Here is a 20,960-nt window from a genome sequence, read left to right as displayed (position 1 = left end):
TCCTGATGCAGGTGCCGCGGGCCTAACAGTCTGCTGGCATGGCCGGTTGGCTTCCGCGATCGCGTGACAACTGGGATGTCACCAGTGTTAGCCTTTCGCTGGCGCAAGCCGTCGCCTACTCGACGTTGTAACGCAACCATTCGAGCAACGTGACCGGGGCGGGTTTCAGACGCCTCTCCGGCACGAGCCACCGTGCGGGACCTGTTACATTTTGTGATTTGCACGATACCGCTGACGGGCGTTCTGATGAATGGAGGCCTTTCCGGCTTCAGGCACTTGGCGGAAAGGGCGGGGGTGTGAAAGGTGGCCAACCATGGCCCAGGCAAGTACCATTGTCTTAAGCGGCGATTATGGCTACACCCAGTATAAGGCATCCGGCCTGCCCGCCGACACCACTATCGATGCCACCGACGCCTCGTGGATCGTCGCCAATCAGGGAAGCCCCATCAACCGCTATCCCTTCTCGATCGTCGACCCCGGCGACAACCTCCTGGTTTTTGGCGGCACGATCAACGGCACCGTCTCCCAAACCGGCGACTGGGAGAACATTTACGTCAACTCCGCCGCAGTCCGTATAAATTCAGCCCACAACTTTGTCATCGACGATTGGACGGTTACCCAGCCCTGGGATGGCATTCGTGTCGGCGGCACTGGCCACTTCGTCATCGAGGACAGCTATGTCGGCTACTCCCGAGACGACGCGGTCGAGGACGATGACGTCATCAGTGGCACGATCAAGGATTCCCTGTTTGACAACGTGTTTTCCGGAGTGAGCCTTGGTGACGGTGAAGTGAATGGGCATAACAACACGGTCATCATGGATGGCATGCTTCTGGGCATGAAAGAATACCTTCGCAAAGGCGAGATGACCCACGGCTCGCCGTTCAAACTCGACAACGGCACAGGCGCTAACGATATCTCGCCAAGCCTGCACTTCATCGACTGCGTGGTGGCGATCACCGACGTGCACCACAACGGCATGGGGCGGCTGCAGCACGCCTGGGACAAGACGGTCGAGTCGCACGGCAATTACTACCTCAACCTCTCTGACACGCCGCTGCCGTCCGATTATCCAATGCCGCCCGCCGGCTGGACGGTCCTTCAAGGCCAGGCGGCCCGCGATTACTGGGCCAATGCCAAGGCGGTCTGGCATGCGGCCCATGACGGGATCGACCAGCCACCGACACCGCCGACCGACCCGACCAAGGGAACTACCGGGAACGACACTTTTGTCGGCACTGGCGCGGCCGATAACTATGATGCCCTGGCTGGTAACGACATACTGTGGGGCCGAGGTGGCAACGACGTGCTCCACGGAGGCGCCGGCAAGGACACCTTCGTGTTTGACACGGCCTATGGCCCTGGCAATGTCGATAGGCTCCCGGACTTCCACGCAGCGGACGACGCGCTCTATCTCGACAATGCCGTCTTCACCAGCCTCGGCCCCGGTTCCTTGTCCAGCCCGACGCAGGTGAACTCGTCGTATTTCGAGTTGCGCGAACACGCCACCAGCCATAACGACTACCTGCTCTACGACCGGACCACGGGCATCCTGTACTATGACCCCGATGGCTCGAGATCGGCCCCTCAGGTGGAAATCGCCCACCTACAGGCCGGGGCGGCCCTGACCTATCATGACGTGTACATCATTTGATCGCCCATGCGATCGCACATGGCACTACGAAGCGCGAGCGCGTCACCGCTGGTGTTCCAGTTGCCACTAACAGCGATCAAAAATAGCGACGGATAGCGCCGATCTAGTAGCTCTGCACAGAGGTTACGACTCTTTGGAAATCGGCTTGGGATAGGCTTCGACCAGGCGCTCCCATGCAGCCCTGTCTGCGACGAGGAGATCCTAGCTGTCGATGCGACGATCGAGGCACCCCGAGCCACAACCACCCTTGCTCTCCTTTGGCAAAGGGGAGACCTGGCGAGTTCCAATTCGCAACCGAAGGCGATTATCCGGACCGAGGGTGGACGTCGGCTAAGAAGCGTGCGCGACTAGTGCTCGCGCGCAACCAGCCAACCAGATACTAGCCGGCCGAGTGGGCCGATGATCACGCTTGTCCAGGTCGTGGCGCGCTCTCGGCGGTCTTTGCATTCTTGACGGATCATATTTTGGACTTCAGAGCAACCAAGTGGCGTCAGTATCCAGCTGTCAAGCTGAGACGATTTTCTCCACATTGGACTGTTGTCGTCCGCGTAGCCAACCGGGAGATTAAGACGCTCCGCCTTCCGGATCAGTCGCCGGGTTTTTATCTCCGCAATCTGTTCATAATATAATAACGTTTCCCAATAATGTCGGTACTCGGCCTTTTCCCGCTCCGCAGGCGTGCAAGCATTTGTCAGGTCGATGTTATAGGCGTGGTCGAGCGTCCTGATGGTTAGCCGGTACGCCGTGACCTCCAATAAATCTTTGATTTCTAATAATATCGTCATACGACATCCCCGAGCCATCGTGTCCAAAAAAAGAACGCTACAACCTCCTATGACGTTCGGTCCATTCCACTACTTGGATGAAATTAGAAGGCAAAAGAACTAGATAGCGAGTAACATCAGGACGATCTGGTTCTCGAAAAGCTCCGGCTCGCCAAAAGCCGCCACGAACCGGCGATAGCAAAGACAAAGTGGTCTCGCCAGCAAGGCCGGTTAAATCAAGAAGGTATCGGCGAAGCGGAAGACGAAAACCAACTTCAAGTAACAGCCGTTGCTTAAGAGCGCATTTTTCCCTTACCGGCCAACGACCGGACAATCCTGACATCGGCGCTACACTGGCACCACCGATAGGATTAATTGCGCATTACCTAATGTCCCCTGTAAATTGACCGGTGCGGGTGCGTACTTAAGCCCGCCGCAGTGGCCGGTGCGGTCCTCACGTCCCCGGAGGGCTGCCCGCCGCACCGGCCATTTTGCCTACGCTTTGGTTAGCGGCGACGTTCGCTTTGGCCTCGATGCGCTGGGCCGCCAGCGCCCAGCCCCTGAGCGGCGACTGTTGGTCTTGGTCCAGGTCTCATCAATGAAGACCCGTCGCGTGGATCGATCCGGCCCCGATATTTCATCCACTGCAGCCGCCGTCGTGCGACATCGGGGCGATCCTGTCCGTTGGCGATCAGCGTCTTTTTTGTGAGTGAGCTTCTCGGCATGCACGAACTCCCATACCAATCGGTAGTCGACCTTCAGACCGGCTCGGCCACAAGGCCGCGCAAGGTGAAGCCCGGTCGTGAAAGCGCTCGATCAAGCTGTTGGGCCACACTCCCGAGAGTTTCTTCGGTTTGTAGCCGCGGACCTGGCGAGGCGCCGCACTGCCAGTCTCTTCGACACGCTATTAGCCACGCTATGGCCCCGCTGTAGCTGACGCCAAAGCGCGCCGTGGCGGCGCCGCGACAGCCCTTCCATCTTGACCGCGGCAACAACCCGCCCGCGAAAATCCATCGAATATCCTGCCATCCCGACTGGCCTCCTCCAGTATGAATGTTGAATCAGAGCAAAGGTGATTTGCGAATCTCACGACTCCATCCCGCTCTAGCAAGAGAGTCCGGGGCACCGAAGCACATACCCGCGAGGAAGCGCCAGTTGCGGTTGAGACCAGAACTAAGCTTGATGTCAGCTCGAAATGTAAGACCGATCAAATCCGGCCGTTTTTATAAGTTCCGCGTGGTCATGCAACTCGACCACACCATTGCGGAATGAAGCCAGTCCACTTTCCCGCAAATCCTTCAACACGCGACTTACATGCACAGCCGAAAGCCCCAACGCGTCGGCCATCTCGGCTTGGGTCAGCGGGCATTCAAAGCGGTCCGGATAACTCGTTGGCGATCGATGTGCCCGGCAGCCCAGTTCGAGAAGAAGATGCGCCGTGCGTTCGACAGGTCCCCGTCTGCTGACTCCTGCCAGATGTTCCGCAACCCTTGCGTACCGCCTTACCTCAGCCAGCAGGATAGCCTCGCAAATGGACTGCGGGTAGCGCGAAAAACAAGTATGGACAGGACCGGTCAGCTCGATCGCGGTTACATCGGAGAGCGCAGTTGCCGTCTCGCCCCCTTCGCCGGAGAACTCGATCAAGGCAATTTCGTGAGGAAGCGCGAAATCAACGATGAGACGCGAGCCATTCCGCAACGTTTTGCCGAATGCCGCCCAACCCGCAGTCATAACCAGGATGGAGGATTTGGCCTGATGCTCGCGTGCAATCGTGGTGTTCGCCGGATAGAGGCGGCGCAAAGCCCCCGGCAATACTGAGATTGTCCTTTCCCAACTCGCGTCGGCAAGCGCGGGTCGCCTCTCCAATTCAAGAGCCTGCTTTGATAAGCCCATTTGTCTTGATTACCCCACTCCGCGATCGTCCCTCCGATCAATCTGCAGCTTCAACCCATTAATTACACAAACGTTCCGCCTATCTTTTCATCCAAACGGCGTCGCGGCCTACCGCCATGGGATGCTACCCTACCACCTTGGGGGTACTTGCACCATGCAGAAGGTTCTCAGCCCACTTTACTGCATGGGCTTCAGCAAGTTCCCGTGGCCTGCCGGCATTCAACGCCGGCAGTCGAACTTGTCCTTTGGCTGCTGCGCGCCGGCGGACCATCACGGCTACTTTCACGTCCCTTCTTTGGTTGAAAACCCTCGTCAAGCAGAGCTGCTCAACTTGAAAGCAGCCGCGTTCGATGCCCTTCAGAAAGCACGTCGGGTCCTGCTGGTCGCGTTGATGCCGGAAGCGCGGATCCCACTGGCGGATCGGGCGGTTGCAACTCTTGCCAAGGCGGACTGGGGATCGCCTGCGCCGTGCTTCCGGGACTCTCCGTTGCACCTGCTGTAACGACTTGCTCCATTGTGCTGGCTGCCGGTTTTCGGCGCGGGTAAAGCCGCGAGGGACGCCTGGCATTGTAAGTCTGCCGTCTTTCCTCGGCAACTTCCAGGTCATCGATTGCGGATATGACCGATGCAAGACGATCCTCGATTTGGCTAAGACGCCTGCGGGTGGAAAACAGGGCGACTGAAACCAGCAAACTGTAGGCAAGTACGACAATGACTGCTCCTACGGGAGTTTCGATGCCGAACACAATTAAAGTACCAGCCCCAATAAAAACGGCAGGAGCTCCATAGCCCAGCAACCTGTCTTTCTTCATAGGAAGCATCAACGGCCAGGTTGCGGACAGCATAAGAATGGCTGCCGGTCTGTTGATCACCCAATCTAAAAACCCCGGAACGATTTCGCTGAGAATATCCATATCAACCTCAAGCAAGACACGGCCGGCTGCTTTGTTGTCGTCAGGAAGTGCAGGCTCTCCTGCGCGCCCTGGACGCTGCGGCGCCTTAGACCTTGCGGAAGCGCGATCTATGGTCCCGGCGACATCCTAAAGGTCTGGAAGGCTTGTCGGGTAGACCAGATCAACCTTTAGCCGATTTACTACTCAATAATGGTAATGGCGGGGATATCCGCGAAGCTGTTATGTTTCCAACTGACCGGCGACGCGATCGCTCGGTGGGCGGGAAAAGAGCGACTGCACATGCCGGATGGCGGGACGCGAACCCTTACATTTCACGCGCTCTGAGCGCTTACACGCAACTGCCCGAACTACTTTGAAGTGAAGCAAATTCAGCCGACGCTGGAGGGGCGGGAGTTGTGCTGTTGATTGCAAGGATTCGGAAATGGCAAGTTCAATTGACAGTCCGACCATGACCAGAGAATTACTGCCGCTCGACGTGCGGGAGATTCTTGATTTCTTTCTCCGCCGCTGGAAGCTGGTGTGCAGCATTGCTGCGCTCACCTTCGCCGCATTTGTCGCCGCCGCCTATCTCCTTCCACCATCCTACACGGGCGTCGCACAAGTGTTACTTGACGCCCCGATAGACTATATGACTCCGCAGGATTATTCGAATTCTGATTTTGCCGACAATTCAACATTTATCGAAAGTCAGATTGCGGTCCTGAGATCCACCTCGCTCCTTCAGAAGGTGGTCGACAGTGAAAAGCTGACGGAAGACCCAAAGATCGGACCGGGGGCATTAATATGGCTACAGAACGCCCTTGGAGTTTCGCGCGTTGGATTGGCGGATGTTATCGAGATCTCGGTGACCGCCTATGACCCGGGGAAAGCAGCATCGCTGGCGAACGCAATCTCCCAGGCCTACCTCGCTGATCGAGTAAGGTCCCGCTACGAAGGGGCCAAGAAAGCGTCCACATGGCTCAGCGAGCGGGCCACATCTCTGCGAGCGGAATTGAGCCTTTCGGAACAAGCCGTCCAGAAGTTTCGGATCGATCACAATCTATTGGCGACGCCAGCAGGCAGTTTGACTGACCAGCAGCTGTCTGAATTGAATGTCGCATTAATTACTGCACGCGCCGAATTGTCGGAGAAACGGGCGCAATATCAACAAGTTGACAAATTGCTGACCAGCGGAGGCGACATCCAGTCGATGCCGGACGTCTTGCAGTCCGTAGTTATCAGCGCGCTTCGGGCCCAGATCGCTGGAGTGACACGGCGGGAAGCCGACCTCAAATTGAAATACGGCGATCGGCATCCGGATGTCCTGGCGGCGCAAGCCGAGCGCCGCGACATCGAGGGGCAGATTACCGCCGAAGTCCAGCGTCTCATCGGCAATCTGAAGAATGAAGTGGACGCTGCCGAGGCCCGGGAAGCTTCTCTCAGCCGAGCCTTGAATTCGGTATCCAACCGATCCGAAGTCGAAGGTCAGGTTGGCGTGCAGTTGCGCGACCTAGAAAGGATTGCCGCCGCGAACAAGGAGCTGTTTGAGACATTCCTTTCACGCGCCAAGCTCACCGAGGAGAAGTCTACCCTGCTGAACAGCGGCGTACGCGTGATAACCGATGCGGTTGTTCCGGGTTCGCCAAGCTTTCCAAACAGGCCTCTATTCGCGGCGTTGGGACTTGTGCTCGGCTTCTTCGTCGGGGGGGCAGGGGCAGTTCTTCGTGAACTTTTCGCTTCCGGCTTCATGGCAAAGAAGCAGATAGAGGAAGAGCTGTCCGTTCCGGTTCTTGCATCCATCCCACGGATGGCGGGCTGGTCGAGAGACGCCCATTCCCAAGCCCAACCTGTGGCCTATCTCGAGCGCAGACCACTATCCAGGTTTAGCGAAGCCGTGCGGCGGCTCCGCCTGGGCATCGATGCGACGCCCGAACAGGCCCGCTTGCCGCGCCTTATGCTGGTGACATCGGCGATGCCCGGCGAAGGAAAGACAACCTTGGTATTGAGCTTGGCCTGCTCCGCAGCGGCCGACGGCGAACGGGTTCTGGTCGTCGATGCGGACTTGCGGCTTTCGGCCACCACGGCCTTCTTCGGCATGGTAGACAAGGTCGGGCTGGTCGACCTTCTGACATTGCCGGTCAAGGCAGCAAACGCAATTCATCGGGACGAACGCTCGGGGATATCCCTACTCCCTGCCGGCGCAAGGACCCGGAACCCGCCTGCCCTTCTTGCTTCGGCGCGGATGCGCTCGGTTTTCGAAGAGCTTCGCGGAAAGTTCGACACGGTGATCATTGACGCACCACCTGTTGGAGCCGCGGCCGACGCCACGATCCTGGCGCGGTATGTCGACAAGGTCCTCTTTGTCGTGAAGTGGCGCGAAACTTCGCGCGAGGCCGTTGCAGAAGGGATTCGCCACCTTGGCGGTCGGTCGAAGATTGCCGGCATCGCCTTGACAATGGTGGACGAACCAAAGTTGCCAAAATATGGCCGCTACACGTCCATCGAAAGTAGTGTTTCTGACAGTTACTATCTCAACTAGAGAAATATTTCGCCATGCAGCACGCTGAATTATACCAGGATCGCTTCCCGGTAGGAAAAACTTACGGGGGGGACCCTACGCGTTGGTACGTGATCCAGACGCACCAACATTCCGAGAGCTTGGCGGAGCGGCACCTGCTATCGCAGAACTTCCGAACATACCTGCCCAAGCGAAGGCGAACCGTTCGCCACGCTCGCATTGTCAGAAACGTCGCAAGTGCGTATTTCGACTGCTATCTGTTCGTCTCGCTGGCTGCTCAGCAGAGTTGGTACCCGATCAACTCGACCGTCGGCGTGCGAAAACTTGTCATGAGCAAAGGAATGCCGGTCCCGGCACCATACGGTGTGATCGAGTCCTTGATAGCCGCAACCGACGAGGACGGAATTTTGCACCCCGATATCTTATTGAGGCCAGGTCAAAGAGTTAGAGTCATAGACGGGCCGTTTTCGGAGCAGCTTGGCGTTCTTGATCACGTCGGAAGTGCTGGAGCGGTAAAAATTCTTCTTGATATAATGAACCGTTCTATTCAAATCACGATCGACCGAGATAAACTTTCGATTATATCCTGAATTCTATCCGTTATTTCTCGTATAATATATTTTGCTCGGACGATGCCGAAACTATCCGGCGAAGGAAGGATGAGTTGGCCACCCAATTCACCCTCGATGCGGCAGCTTGCAAGGCGACGTCCGAGGCTGCAGCCCGGCATCGAAAACATCGGGGGCTGCGTCTCAACGAAATCAGCGCCAATAGGCTGCCGATACGATGACCGGCGACGATGAGCGAATGACGCTCGACGCGATCAACCAGGGGAACCCCTTGCAACCTTCACGTAAATCCAAACCCGGAAGCTACTGTCCGGCGGATCCTGGAGAGCCTAGGGACGGCCTGCAGCCGCAACAATATCGGCGCTGGGTTCCAAAAGCCAAGGCAAGCATGGTGGTCGAAGCGTTGACGCCGGGGGTGAACGTTCCAGCGCCAGCCAGGCCGGTTGGGGCGAGCCCGTCGATCAACAAAGCAGATGTCGGTGTTTCTCAAACCGACGCAAGCGCCGCCTTGCTGCCCCTCGAAACAGTCCCGGCCCTTCCGACCGCCACCGAACTGTTTCGAGCATTCAATGAGAGCGGCCTGAAGTACGGAATAATTCAGGATCTCGCGTCCCTGCAAAGCGGACTTGCGGGCCGCGACGATCTGGATCTCCTTTTGGACAAGCACGACTACCCGGTCTTCTGTTCGATCGTGAGCAAGCTGCACGGTTGTCGCGGCGTCAGCCTGTCTTGCTACGACAATGTCTGTGCCGGCCGGGAGGACTGGTTCCTGCCTGACTTTCCAAATGGCCGCTATCTCCATCTCGACATGCATATCGGGATCCGTGTCGGCTGGGAATTCCGCAAGCGATATCCGGTATTCGACTATGCGGCGATTACACGATGGGAGTCAATTTGTGTGGATGGGGTGTCTATTCCGGTCGTCTCCCCCGAGGACGAGATTCGAATAGCCATTGCCCGCTTCGCCTTCCGGACCTGGGCATTGCCTTGGCGACAGTGGATCACCGTTGGTGGTGATTGGAGGGACCAGTTTGCGCGCCCGCCACTGCCGTCAGGCCAGCAAGGCCTGGATGTCGCGGAATACACGCTTGGCGGCAGCAGACTGGCGAGCTGCAGGTTTCTGCAAAGCGTCGACGGTTTGATGGCAAACCGCAGGGATCTTGCCAGGCTCCGGCGTTCAATCCGTGAAGCCTGCGGTTTTGCAGGAGGTTACGGGATCGCCGATGCCGTTGTTCACCTGGCCCGCAAGACCTCATATCTGGCGTTGAGGGTCCTTCAGCGCCTGATGCCCGGCACATTCCCACCAAAGAGACGGCCTGCGGCTGGTGGCTTTGTAGTGGCGCTCGTCGGTCCTGATGGCATGGGAAAGAGCACTCAAGCTGATCGGCTGACACGGATATTTCGATGGAAATTCGGGTGTGCGCAAGCCTATGTCGGAATCGGAGACGGCAATGGGTGGTGGCTCCGCAAGGCGTTGCAGACTCTGGTTTTTCCCTACAGACGCCGCCTAAAGTCGTTGGCCCAGCACGATGGTGGCAACAGCTCCGTCAGCCGAAATTGGTCGAAGGGAGGACTCGCCGCTACCGCGCTGGCATTCTGGGCAGTTTTGATCGCGTTTGAGCGATACGCTGTCGTGAAACGTGCGCATCGATGGGCTACGCGCGGCCTGATCGTCATTTGTGACAGGTGGCCGCAGGCGCTGTGTACCGGATATCTGGACGGGCCGACCATCCCACCGCACCTCTTCTCCGTCCCAGGCCTGTCAGTTCTCGCTCGCCTCGAGCAAAGGCTCTATCAAAAGATGGCACAATGCCGGCCACACCTCACTTTGCACCTGGTTTCAGATTTTGCCGTCTCCGAGCAGCGAAAGCCGGGAGAAATCAGGAAAGAAGCCTTCGACGCGCGGCTATCGCTGATGGCGGAGTTGCGAGCCAAGGATAAGAACATCCGAACCGTTGACGCAAGCGCTGGCATCGAGGCGGTCGGACGGGAACTGTTCAGGCATATCTGGCTGTCTTTGTGAGAGGCAGGGCGGGCAGCTCATCGGCCAGTATCCAAACAGACCCCGATGCGCGGCCTTCCGCCATCGCGAAACGACAGGTGTTCCCTGCGAGGCGTGGGAAAGCCGCCGAACGCTCGCGCTCGATAGCGGCGCGCCGATAGAGCCTGTTTCATCCCACGATCGGCACGGGGCTCTGACTTGAACGAGTGAATATGGCTCCGTTTCGGGGCGAGCACCTGTCCCATCCGGCCCACAACAGCACGCAATGACGGAGGTTGCCATGTCCGAAACCATACGCAGGACCGGCAGTTGCCTGTGCGGCGGCGTGCAGTTCTCGGTCCGCGGTCCGCCGCTCCGCATTGGTCTTTGCCATTGCAAGGATTGCCGCAAGGCCGGCGGCTCGACCTATTCGGCCTTTGCCATCTGGCCGCGCGAGGCCTTCGAAAAGACGGGCCTCGTCAGCTCCTACGGCACGCGCAGCTTCTGCCAGACCTGCGGCGGCCGCGTCGCCCGGGTCGACGACAATGAGGCTGAGGTGATGATCGGCAGCCTCGACGTCGTGCCGACCGATCTCGTGCCCGAATATGAATTGTGGACCTCAAGACGCGAGACCTGGCTCCATGCCTTGCCCGGCGCCGAACAGTTCAAGCATGACCGGCCAGCGGCGAACAGCGCAGAAGTGCCGGCGCCGCGGTCGCTGTCGGACGTCGATGCGGCCGCGTGAAATTCGATTTTGCGCTCGAATGCGCCGCCCTGGATTTCATGTCCCCTAAGGTATTGGCAAATGAAAATCCTCCATGTGCTCACCCGACTTCTTCGGGGAGGTTCCGAAGAGAACACATTGGCCTGCTGTCTCGCTCAGGCGCGGCACGGCCACGAAGTGCGTTTGGTTCACGGCGAGGAGTACGATCCGAATTTGCGGATGTCAGTTGCCGAAGCCGTTCGGGTTGAGACTCTTGAGCGGCTCATCAACTCGATTTCGCCATCCCGTGACATTTCTGCATTTGGCCAACTCACGCGCCTTATGCGCGACTGGCGGCCTGACATCGTGCACACCCATCAAAGCAAGGCCGGCATCGTCGGCCGCCTCGCTGCAAGGGAAGCCAATATCCCCTGCATCATACATGGCGTGCACATTTTGCCCTTCGTGCATGTGGGCAATGCGCAGAGGCTGATGTACCTGGCTGCCGAACGCCTGGCCGCGAAGTGTACACAGGCTTTCATCGATGTCAGCCAGGCTATGCGTGACATTTGCATCGCCAATCATTTGGGTAGCGCCGATCAGCACCACGTCGTCCACTCCGGCTTCGATCTGAAGCGCTTCGCGAACGCGCAATGGCCACAGCAATCGCATCTGCTCCTGGGGACGGCTGTCGGAGAGCCTAAGCCACCGGTGATCCTGATGCTGGCCGCGCTGGAACCGCGAAAACGCCATATAGAGTTCATTGAAGCATTTGGGCAGGTCGTCGAGCGAGTTCCGAACGTGCGGCTGCTCTTGGCCGGCGAGGGGCCGGCGCGATCCGCTATTGAGTCGGCGATTGCACGATCCCCGTACGCAAACAACGTTCGCATGATCGGCTACCATAGCGAGCCCGAGCGACTGATCAGTCTGGCGGACGTGTGTGTGCTGACCTCGATGCGAGAAGGACTGCCTCGCGTCATGATGCAGTATCTGGCGGGCGGTCGAGCCAGTGTGGTCTCGCATCTGCCGGGAGTGGAAGAGGTTGTAAAGCATGGCGTGAATGGAATTGTGACGCCGGCAGAAGACGTTGGCGCCGCGGCGGCGGCGATCGCCGACCTTCTCCAAAATGAACACTACCGCGCTCGATTGGCTGAGAGCGCGAAACTCACCGACCTGGCATCCTGGGGGTTGGATACAATGTGCGATAGGGTCGAGCTGATCTATCAATCCGCTCTCGAGTCAACCCTTTCAGCAGGAAGGCCAAACGACCCGCGAATTCGCGACGGCCTCGCCAAGCAACCTTTAGGACTGCCCGGATTTTGATCCCTTTTCTCCTTCGACGGAGTCCGGATTTTCAAGGCTTACTGCTCGAACCCTACCTTGCTGTCACGCTCCGTCCGACGAATGTCGATTGGTCCTGACCGCAGGCAAGACAACGGAGTACGACGATGCGTTTGCGTGCAGACCAGCACTTTCCTTCCGGGCCTTCGCTAATGGAGGATTGGGTCCGACGGCTTTTTCCGGCCAGCCGCACGCTCGCAATGATTGGCGGTCTGGCCATTGCCTTTGTTCTGCTCACCGCAGATGCATCCCGTGCGGACGGCTATACGTTCGACACCGGTGACGTCCTGCGTGTATCCGTGATTGGCGAGCCATCCTATCCGCTGGAAGTCGTGGTCGATGATCGCGGTTCGATATCGCTCCCCATGTTGGGCGATGTTCAGGCGCGCGGCCTCACCACCGTTGTCCTTTCGAAGGCCATTCAGCGTGCATTTCAGGAGCAGAAGCTCATCCTCGATCCTTTCGTGAAAGTGGAGATCGGTCAGTACCGGCCATTCTTTATTTCCGGAACGGTGGCTCATCCCGGATCGTACCCGTTTCAACCCGGAATAACGGTTCGTCATGCACTGGCTATAGCAGGTGGCTTTCGGGCTACCGCCGTGGGAAACACGGAGCCGGCCTTGCAAATAGCTGATCTGCGCAGCGCGCGGGCAGGTCTGGCGATCGAGGAATATCGCCTAAAGGTTCGGCTCGCCCGGCTCCAGGCGGAAAGCCGCCAGGACAAATCTTTCGTTGCTCCGCCCGATCCGCCTGTCGAGTTTGGCGGACACTTGATTGACGACATCGTAGCGTCCGAACAGGCGCAGTTGGACGCCCGCCTCGCCGCATATCGGGACGACATTTCCTACCTTGATGTCTCGTTGGAGCGGGCCAGGAAGGAAGCGGATATGGTCGCTGCCACTCGAAAGGAACGAGAAAAGACCGCGGACATTCAACTCGAGGAACTGCAGTCTGCCCGGTCATTGCGGGAAAAAGGCCTGGTCACCAATTCGAATGTCCTGACGGCCGAACGAGCACATACCAGCTATCGCGCCGAACTTTCGCAGACCGAGCTGCAGCAGGAGCAGGCGCAACAGGCGATGCTGACCGCTGAAAGCGAGCTTCGAAAAAAGAAGCAGAGTTATGAAATGGACTTGATCTCGCAGACCCAAGACACGCAGGTCGAGCTGGGGAAAATTCAAAGCCAAATTAGGTATGTCGCCGACAAGCTTCTCTTTATATTTACATATGGCGAACAGCGGACCTTCGACGACTTGCAAGGCTCCGTGAAGATCTCGATCTTCAGGCGCGACCGGAAAGTCGCCCACGACATCATCGCCAATGAAAATACGGAAGTTCTAGCTGGCGATGTCATCGAGGTTTCGATCGTGGCCAACAAAGGGTTCTACGCGCCGGACACTTCCGGAACAATGGGGAGCCCAAATGCGGAGGGCCTCCAGCCGAGCATTGTCGGCCAATAGCACGAATATGCCCACTTCCTCGAGCAAAGCTTTGCTTCAGGGCCGCGATCGTTGCTTCGCAACGCTCTTGGGTTCGTTGTGCCTTGAACGGCCTGAGATAGTCCGACCTTGGCACCTCAGAGGTTTGACATGAGCCTTGGGCCAGCACTGACAGTGGTGGGAAATCGCTTCCGCCGGGCGAATTCCCACGCCAAAGCGGAGCAGAGGCGGCTCAATCTCCTCCGTGCAACGGCGCGCCGCAAGACGACGGTGCGTTACGCCCCGCGCCGCCGCGCCATCATCCGATCGCGCATTCCAGGTGCAATCCTGCTCCTCCTCGCTCTTGCGCTTGCGGGAGTTGCATTTCTGCAGCGCCACGTTGATCTCGGCCGGAACTGGCTGCCGCGACCGTGGACCGATTTCGTGGTGGACCGGGGATACTTCTCCGATCCACTGGTCTTGCTGGCTGGTCCAGACGCTCTTCCGGTTTGGCTGGCGTTCGCGGCGGTGGGCTTGCTGCTGCTCGCAGCCGCCCGCAAGGCAAGGCGAAGGGGCGGCTTGCCAAGCGCGTCCACGAACGCCGGCGCCAGCCCCTCGGCAAGAGACATCCAGCCGGCGCCTGGTTCGGAACTGGCCTGTGCGTTGCGTTCCTGCAAGGCAGCATTCGCGGGAGTCGCGGTTTTTAGCGGCGTGAGCAACATCCTCATGCTGACCGGAGCGATGTTCATGTTGCAGGTCTACGATCGCGTACTGCCAAGCCGCAGCGTTCCGACTCTGGTAGCCATGGCGATATTGGCCGGCGTTCTGTTTGTCGGGCAGGCGGTCATCGATCTCGTGCGCAGCCGCATTATGACCAGGATCGGTGGAGAACTGGACGAAACGGTCGGGGGACGCGTATTCACAGCCGTGTCAAGGCTGCCCTTGTACATCGGCCACCAGGGCGATGGGCTGCAGCCGCAACGCGATCTCGACAACATCCGCGTGTTTCTGTCGAGCCCGGGGCCAAGCACACTCTTCGACTTTCCGTGGATGCCCTTTTATCTGGCAATCATATGGAGCCTTCATCCGACCCTCGGAATTGCGGCAATTTGCGGTGCAATCGTGTTGGTGGCGCTGACGGCGGCGACCGAGGTCTTCACGCGCAAACCAATGGGCGCCGCGGTTTCGACGGGCGTGAAGCGCAACGGCTTAGCCGAAGCCAGTCGCCGCAACGCGGAGGTCCTCGCGGCAATGGGAATGGGCAGCCGCCTACACGACCATTGGCGGGAGGCGAGCCGCGAATATCTCACGCAACAGCAGCATGTCAGCGATATCGTAGGCGGCTTCGGCAGCTTCGCCCGCGCCTTGCGGCTGATGCTCCAGTCGGCAATGCTTGGTATAGGGGCCTGGCTGGTGATCCAGGGCGAGGCGACGTCCGGGATCATCATCGCCGGCTCCATCCTCGCGGGCCGTGCGCTTGCGCCTGTCGATCTTGCCATCGCCCATTGGCGCAGCTTCGTGGCCGCACGCCAGAGCTGGAGCAGGCTGAGCCAGTTGCTCGCCCGATTGCCGCAAGACGCGCAGCCGATGGCACTTCCGGTGCCCGGTTCGAACTTGACGATAGAGAACATCACGATCGGTGCACCAGGCGTGCAACGGATCATCGTGCGAGGTGTGGACTTCAGCCTGGACGCCGGCTCGGTGCTTGGCATCATCGGACCAAGTGGCTCCGGCAAATCCAGCCTGGCTCGTGGGCTGGTAGGCGCATGGCGACCGCTGGCGGGGCGTATCAAGCTTGATGGTGCCGCGCTCGATCAGTGGTCGTCGGAGCGTCTTGGCCGCCACATAGGTTACCTTCCGCAGGACGTCGAACTGTTCGCGGGAACGGTTGCCGCCAACATCGCCCGCTTCGATCCTGGATCGGACCCGCAGGCCATCGTCGCCGCCGCCCGCGCGGCGGGCGTCCATCAGCTAATCATCGGTTTTCCGAATGGCTACGAGACGCAGATCGGAGAGGGCGGGACCGCGCTGTCAGCCGGACAGCGCCAGCGCGTTGCCTTGGCACGGGCACTCTATGGAAATCCGTTCATGGTCGTCCTCGACGAGCCCAACTCCAATCTCGACATGGAAGGCGAAAGGGCGCTCGCCGAGGCGATCCTCGCAATCAAGGCGCGCCGCGGCATCGTGGCGATCGTCGCGCACCGTCCGAACATTCTCACCACTGTGGATTTCGTGCTGATGATGAAGGAAGGGCGGATGCACATGTTTGGAACGAAGCAGTCCGTTCTGTCCAAGCTCTTTCCGATGTCACAGGCCAATACAGCGGACCTGCAGCCGGTTTCAACCTCGCCTCGACTGCCGAATTGACGACTTGCGGCACATGGGAAACAGGCAATCATGGCTCCTGTCTTGAACCGATCGCTTTCAAACCGGCGATCCATTCGCCGCAATCTGCTCGGTGGGATGACTGTCGTCGCACTGCTCCTCGGCGGAATGGGAGTCTGGGCCGGGACAGCGGACATTTCGGGAGCCATCATTTCGCATGGCTGGGTGGTCGTCGAGAACAGCGAAAAGAAGGTGCAACACCCGACGGGTGGCGTGGTCGGCAAGATTCTCGTGCGCGATGGCGACCGTGTCCGGGCCGGGGATATCTTGGTCCAGCTTAGCGACACTATCCCGCGTGCCAGCCTGGCTTACGTGACAAAGAATCTGGATGAGCTCTACGCGCGAAAGTCCCGGCTCGAGGCGGAGCGTGACGGCAGCGGGCGGATGACACTTGCTCCGATGCTTGCCACGCGAATGAACAACCCGGAGATTGCCAGCACCGTGGCTAGCGAACAACGACTTTTCGAACTTCGTCGAACCGAGGTTTTTGGCAACAAGGCGCGCTTGCGCGAACGCATCGAGCAGTTCGGAAAGCAGATCGAAGGTTACTCGGCTCAGGAATCGGCAAAGAGCAAGGAGATCGAGTTGATCAACGATGAACTCGTCGATATCCGCAGCCTTGTCGACAAGAAGCTCACACTCAAGTCGAAGCTGACGGAATATGAACGCGAGGCAACACGCATCGAGGGTGAAAGGTCTCAGCTTGTGTCAAGCATGGCGCAGGCAAAAGGCGCCATCGCCGAAGTTGAGCTCCAGATCCTTCAGCTGGACAAGGAGTTCTCCAGCGAGACTGGCAGCGAACTGCGCGATGTCGACGCCAAGATCGCCGAATTCGAGGAACGAAAAGTCACCGCCGAGGACCAGCTGTCACGCATCGATATTCGCGCTCCCTCCAGCGGCACGGTCCATCAATCTTCAATCCATACCGTGGGCGGCGTGATCAGTGCGGGCGAGCCGATAATGCTGATCGTTCCCGACACCGACACTCTCACGGTCGAGGTGAAGGCCGCTCCGCAGGACATCGATCAGATCTTGGTCGGCCAACGCGCACTTCTTCGCTTCACCGCCTTCAACGTCCGCACTACGCCCGAAACGGAAGGCGTGGTGTCCATGATTGCGGCCGACGTAACGCGCGATCAGCACACCAATGAAGTCTACTACGTAGTCCGCATCACCCCGGACCCGAAGGATTTGACGAAACTTGGCCCTGCCTCGCTCATTCCCGGCATGCCGGTGGAAGCGTTCATACGGACTGGTGACCGCAAGATGCTCTCCTACCTGATGAAGCCTTTGACGGACCAGATGATGCGTGCGTTCAGAGACCAATAGCCGCGCGGCGACGCTTGTCGCGCGGATCGGCGCGACCCCGGCTAACCTTTTAGCGACGGAGACTTGTCATGGCAGCAACAGAGCTGAAACCTCCGATTTTTCTGATCGGCAACTATCGGTCGGGGACCACAATTGCACAAAAATTGATTGGGCTGCATCCCGACATCGTTACCTGGTACGAGCCAAAAACATTGTGGCTATATGCCGATCCTGCGCGGCGTCATGATGAATTTGGCGAAACCGATGCGACCAAAAGGGTCGCACGTTACATTCGCGGCAGGTTCCTCGAATATCAGTCGCGGCACGGAGGCCGACAGATCATGGAAAATACCCCTGCCAATGTCTTGCGCGTGCCGTTTGTCCACGAGATTTTTCCGGAGGCTATATTTCTCTATATTACGAGAAATCCATTTTCGTACATAAGCTCGATGGAGCTTAAGTGGCAGAGAGCAAAGTCTCTCAAAGGTTTAATACGCCTTTTGAAGATCACTCCGGTAACGCAAATTCACTATTACGCAAAAGATATTATAAAACAGGTGGTCACGAAAAGGGTATTGGGAAGGAAATACACATCGATCTATGGACCGCGTTACAACGGGATAGAGCGAGATTTGAAGGAGAATGAGAAATTGACGGTTATCGCGCGCCAGTGGGCGCGCGGCAATCGAAAGGCCCGAGAAGATCTCGCCAAGCTGGGCGACGGCCGCGTGCTGTCTTTTCGCTACGAGGATTTGATACAGGATCCCGAGTTGGTTTTGCGCCGCATCTTTGAACATTGCGGGCTGAACTGCACCGACGATATCGTCCGAACGGCCAAGGAGATGATCGATCCCGGCCGCCAGCAGAAGTGGCTCCGTCTCGAAAGGAAGGATCTAACGGCGATCATACCGGAGGTCCGGGACGAGATGGAGTTCTATCGCTACGAGATCCCCTCGCTCCTTCGATAGGTAAGGCGCGCTGGGCGCGGGCGGACGGCACCGCAGCGGAGGACCCTTCATGACCCATGCGATCATAACTTCGCGCAGGCGCGGGCGCGTGGCTGCGCATCATCCAACGTAATCGTGTCACTCGGCGGATCCGGCAAGGACGCAGTGGCCGCCTGTTTGGGTCGGCCGAGGCGATTGGAGAGAGGCGTGAGCAACAACCAGCGCGGGCTAGCAAAACAAAGTGTCGTGGGCATGTTCTGGACGTCCCTGTCCATGGGTGCCCTTGCGGTTGCGGAGCTTGTCGCCCTTCTCATCCTGGCTCGGCTGCTCTCGCCCAATGAGTTCGGCCTCTACTCCGCAGCGCTGATCGTCATCAAGTTTTCGGCGATCTTCCAGGGACTTGGCATTACCCCCGCGATCGTCCAGCGGCCGGTGCTGGACGAGCGACATCTTCGGGTCGGCTTCACTTTGTCATGCCTCCTCGGCCTCGCTGTGTCCGCGTTGGTCTGGGCGATGGCACCGGCAATTGCCGGGCTGCTTCGCCTCGCCGATCTGGCTCCGGTCGTTCGTGCTATCTGCTTCGTGTTCCTTTTCCAAGGCGCTTCCATGGTGGCATTGGCCGCGGCCCAGCGCGCGCTGCGGTTCCGCTGGCTGGCGTTGGTCGACGCCAGCGCCTTTGCCTTGGGTTACGTCGTTGCCGGTCCGATTCTGGCATGGCTCGGCTTGGGCATCTGGGCGCTTGTCGGCGCGCTCCTGATCCAGCAATTCATCCGCATGGTCGTGCTGCTCGCCGGCCAGCCGCATCCGATGCGGCCTTTGCTGGAGCGGCGCGCCATCGTCGAACTGCTCTATTTCGGAAGCGGTTTTACCATCGCCCGGGTCTTCAATTACCTCGCCACCCAGGCGGACAGGCTTGTCGTGGGCCGCTGGCTCGGCGCTGATGCGCTTGGCCTGTACGGCCTGTCGTCACAGTTGATGACGACGCCCGCGGTCATCGTCGGTCAGGTTCTTGATCGGGTGCTGTTCCCAACCATGGCGCTGGTCCAGGAGCAGCCCGCGCGGCTTGCTCGTGCCTATCGCAGCGCAGTCGCGGGGTGCGCCCTGCTTGTCCTGCCGGCCAGTGTGGTCGTGGCCATCGTCGCGCCGGAGTTGGTTGCCGTCATTCTCGGGCGGGGATGGGTAGCGGTCGTCGCCCCGCTCCAGATCCTGGCGTTCAGCATGCTGTTCCGCACGAGCTACAAGCTGAGCGATTCCGTCTCGCGCGCAACAGGGACTGTCTACGCGCGCGCCTGGCGCCAGGCGGTTTTCACCGTCGGCGTCTTCGCCGGCTCCCTCATAGGGCAACTCTGGGGCATAGAAGGCGTGGCGTTCGGCGTCGGCGCGGCTTTCGGGATCAACTTCTTCCTGATGGCACAGTTGAGCCTTCGCGTGACCGGCATGACCTGGGGAGACTTCCTTATGGCCCACGTACCCGGTCTGGCACTCGCGGGCGTGGTCGGAACCGGCGTATGGGGGCTCGTGGAATGGCTACGCGAGTTCCGTCTATCTCCCCTTCCCCTGCTTATCGATACGGCATTGCTGGCATCTGCCGGGGGCTTGCTGCTGTGCTGGATCCTGCCGTCGCTGTTCCTTGGGCGGGACGGGCTATCACTGCTGCGCTTGCTCGCGGCCGTTGCGCCCGCCTGGCCAAGGATGAGGAAGGTAACTGACTGATCCCGTAGAATTCAACGCTTGACCGCACGGCCATGGATTTCGGGCGACGGCTTTCATGTCCAACGTTACCCATCGCCATGCTCGATCTGGGGTCGCAACAGCCCCCGGGTCGGGCACGTCGAGATTCCGATTTAATCGAGAAATGTGCAGAGGAGATTCGACGTGGTAAAACTCGCTGGGCTTCCCTGGAATGACGCGAAGCTCTTGATGACGGAATCCGGCACTGACTCCGGCATCAATGACGACTGGCTGACCGACGACAATTGGACCCAGCCGAGCGGAAGAGCGATCGGCAACGAAACGGCTCGGGTGCTCTCCGATATCGGCGACGGGCTGGCTGCCGAAACCGGCAGTGGTAGTCGCACTACCAGCTTGGATCCAGCCGCGAACAAGCTGGATCTTAGCACCGCAGATGGGGTCACGCCGACTTTGGGGGGCGATGGCGGATTGAAACTGACCGGCCTCACCGAGACGGCAGCCGGACTTGGCATTCATCCCGACAGCAGCTTTCTCGACTTGTGGCACGATGCGGAAATGGGCCCTGCCGACAGCCATGTCACCTACATCGCCACCACCCCTGAGGCAGTCGCCGACATCGGCACGGTCTCGACACGCGCAGCGGTCACAACCAGCAGCCTTCTCGCCGCCAGCTCTAGCGCGATCGACCCGATCTTCGAGACAAGGGTGGCGACCGCCGGCGACGATGTCGAGGAGAAGGGCTCCGGTACGATATCGGGCAATGTCGACGATCTGGAACTGGGCTATGACGGCAGCACCCGCCAGACGGTCGGCCTCCGCTTCACCAGCATCGACCTCCCGAAGGGCGCGATCATCACCAGCGCCTATATCCAGTTCCAGGCCAATGAGGTGAAG

The 20,960-nt window shown here is 59.1% G+C and carries 14 protein-coding genes and 2 pseudogenes; 12 read left to right on the top strand and 4 right to left on the bottom strand.

Annotated features, from left to right (window positions below; genetic code table 11):
• Window positions 1-313: 313 nt before the first annotated feature.
• Entirely contained in the window at window positions 314-1,654 is a 1,341-nt protein-coding gene (locus EN824_RS15960) for a calcium-binding protein (RefSeq protein ID WP_127276480.1), read from the top strand.
• A gap of 347 nt (window positions 1,655-2,001) precedes the next feature.
• Here EN824_RS15960 and EN824_RS15955 read toward each other — a convergent pair whose 3' ends face one another.
• From EN824_RS15955 to EN824_RS15945, 4 genes and pseudogenes are all read right to left on the bottom strand, one after another.
• Entirely contained in the window at window positions 2,002-2,439 is a 438-nt protein-coding gene (locus EN824_RS15955) for a hypothetical protein (RefSeq protein WP_135867762.1), read from the bottom strand.
• A 552-nt stretch (window positions 2,440-2,991) separates the two neighbouring features.
• A pseudogene (locus EN824_RS35965) lies at window positions 2,992-3,447 on the bottom strand (IS630 family transposase); the annotation flags it as partial.
• Window positions 3,448-3,603: 156 nt separating this feature from the next.
• Window positions 3,604-4,230: a Crp/Fnr family transcriptional regulator gene (locus EN824_RS15950; RefSeq protein WP_189522182.1), complete on the bottom strand. Its 627-nt coding sequence runs from the start codon at window positions 4,228-4,230 to the stop codon at window positions 3,604-3,606.
• A 407-nt stretch (window positions 4,231-4,637) separates the two neighbouring features.
• The gene (locus EN824_RS15945) at window positions 4,638-5,225 is read right to left on the bottom strand and encodes a hypothetical protein (protein WP_127276028.1); all 588 of its coding nucleotides are present in this window, start codon (window positions 5,223-5,225) and stop codon (window positions 4,638-4,640) included.
• 421 nt (window positions 5,226-5,646) lie between these two features.
• Here EN824_RS15945 and EN824_RS15940 point away from each other — a divergent pair, with 421 nt between their 5' ends.
• The 11 genes and pseudogenes from EN824_RS15940 to EN824_RS15890 all read left to right on the top strand — a co-directional run.
• Complete coding sequence (locus EN824_RS15940; RefSeq protein WP_127276027.1) at window positions 5,647-7,743, top strand: polysaccharide biosynthesis tyrosine autokinase; 2,097 nt, start codon at window positions 5,647-5,649, stop codon at window positions 7,741-7,743.
• A gap of 14 nt (window positions 7,744-7,757) precedes the next feature.
• Window positions 7,758-8,312 (top strand): transcription termination/antitermination NusG family protein, encoded by a 555-nt coding sequence (locus tag EN824_RS15935; protein ID WP_127276026.1) that lies wholly within the window; start codon window positions 7,758-7,760, stop codon window positions 8,310-8,312.
• 196 nt (window positions 8,313-8,508) lie between these two features.
• Window positions 8,509-10,314, top strand: coding sequence for a hypothetical protein (locus tag EN824_RS15930; protein WP_245520993.1), 1,806 nt, complete (start codon window positions 8,509-8,511; stop codon window positions 10,312-10,314).
• Between the two features lie 259 nt (window positions 10,315-10,573).
• Window positions 10,574-11,017, top strand: coding sequence for a GFA family protein (locus tag EN824_RS15925; RefSeq protein WP_127276025.1), 444 nt, complete (start codon window positions 10,574-10,576; stop codon window positions 11,015-11,017).
• Window positions 11,018-11,077: 60 nt separating this feature from the next.
• Window positions 11,078-12,298: a glycosyltransferase gene (locus EN824_RS15920; RefSeq protein ID WP_135932483.1), complete on the top strand. Its 1,221-nt coding sequence runs from the start codon at window positions 11,078-11,080 to the stop codon at window positions 12,296-12,298.
• Window positions 12,299-12,423: 125 nt separating this feature from the next.
• Window positions 12,424-13,776 carry a polysaccharide biosynthesis/export family protein gene (locus EN824_RS15915; protein WP_245520992.1) on the top strand — a complete coding sequence of 451 codons (1,353 nt, stop codon included), beginning with the start codon at window positions 12,424-12,426 and terminating at the stop codon, window positions 13,774-13,776.
• Window positions 13,777-13,905: 129 nt separating this feature from the next.
• Window positions 13,906-16,101, top strand: a complete 2,196-nt coding sequence (locus tag EN824_RS15910; protein ID WP_245520991.1) for a type I secretion system permease/ATPase — start codon at window positions 13,906-13,908, stop codon at window positions 16,099-16,101.
• 30 nt (window positions 16,102-16,131) lie between these two features.
• Window positions 16,132-17,448, top strand: coding sequence for an HlyD family type I secretion periplasmic adaptor subunit (locus EN824_RS15905; protein ID WP_135918083.1), 1,317 nt, complete (start codon window positions 16,132-16,134; stop codon window positions 17,446-17,448).
• 68 nt (window positions 17,449-17,516) lie between these two features.
• Window positions 17,517-18,395: a sulfotransferase gene (locus EN824_RS15900; RefSeq protein ID WP_135932482.1), complete on the top strand. Its 879-nt coding sequence runs from the start codon at window positions 17,517-17,519 to the stop codon at window positions 18,393-18,395.
• Window positions 18,396-18,581: 186 nt separating this feature from the next.
• Window positions 18,582-20,087 carry a lipopolysaccharide biosynthesis protein gene (locus EN824_RS15895; protein WP_245520990.1) on the top strand — a complete coding sequence of 502 codons (1,506 nt, stop codon included), beginning with the start codon at window positions 18,582-18,584 and terminating at the stop codon, window positions 20,085-20,087.
• Between the two features lie 162 nt (window positions 20,088-20,249).
• Window positions 20,250-20,960, top strand: a pseudogene (locus tag EN824_RS15890) (hypothetical protein); the annotation flags it as partial.

This window comes from Mesorhizobium sp. M8A.F.Ca.ET.181.01.1.1 (assembly GCF_004792025.1).
Classification (GTDB): Bacteria; Pseudomonadota; Alphaproteobacteria; order Rhizobiales; family Rhizobiaceae; genus Mesorhizobium.
This window is presented reverse-complemented; position numbering and strand designations above follow the sequence as displayed.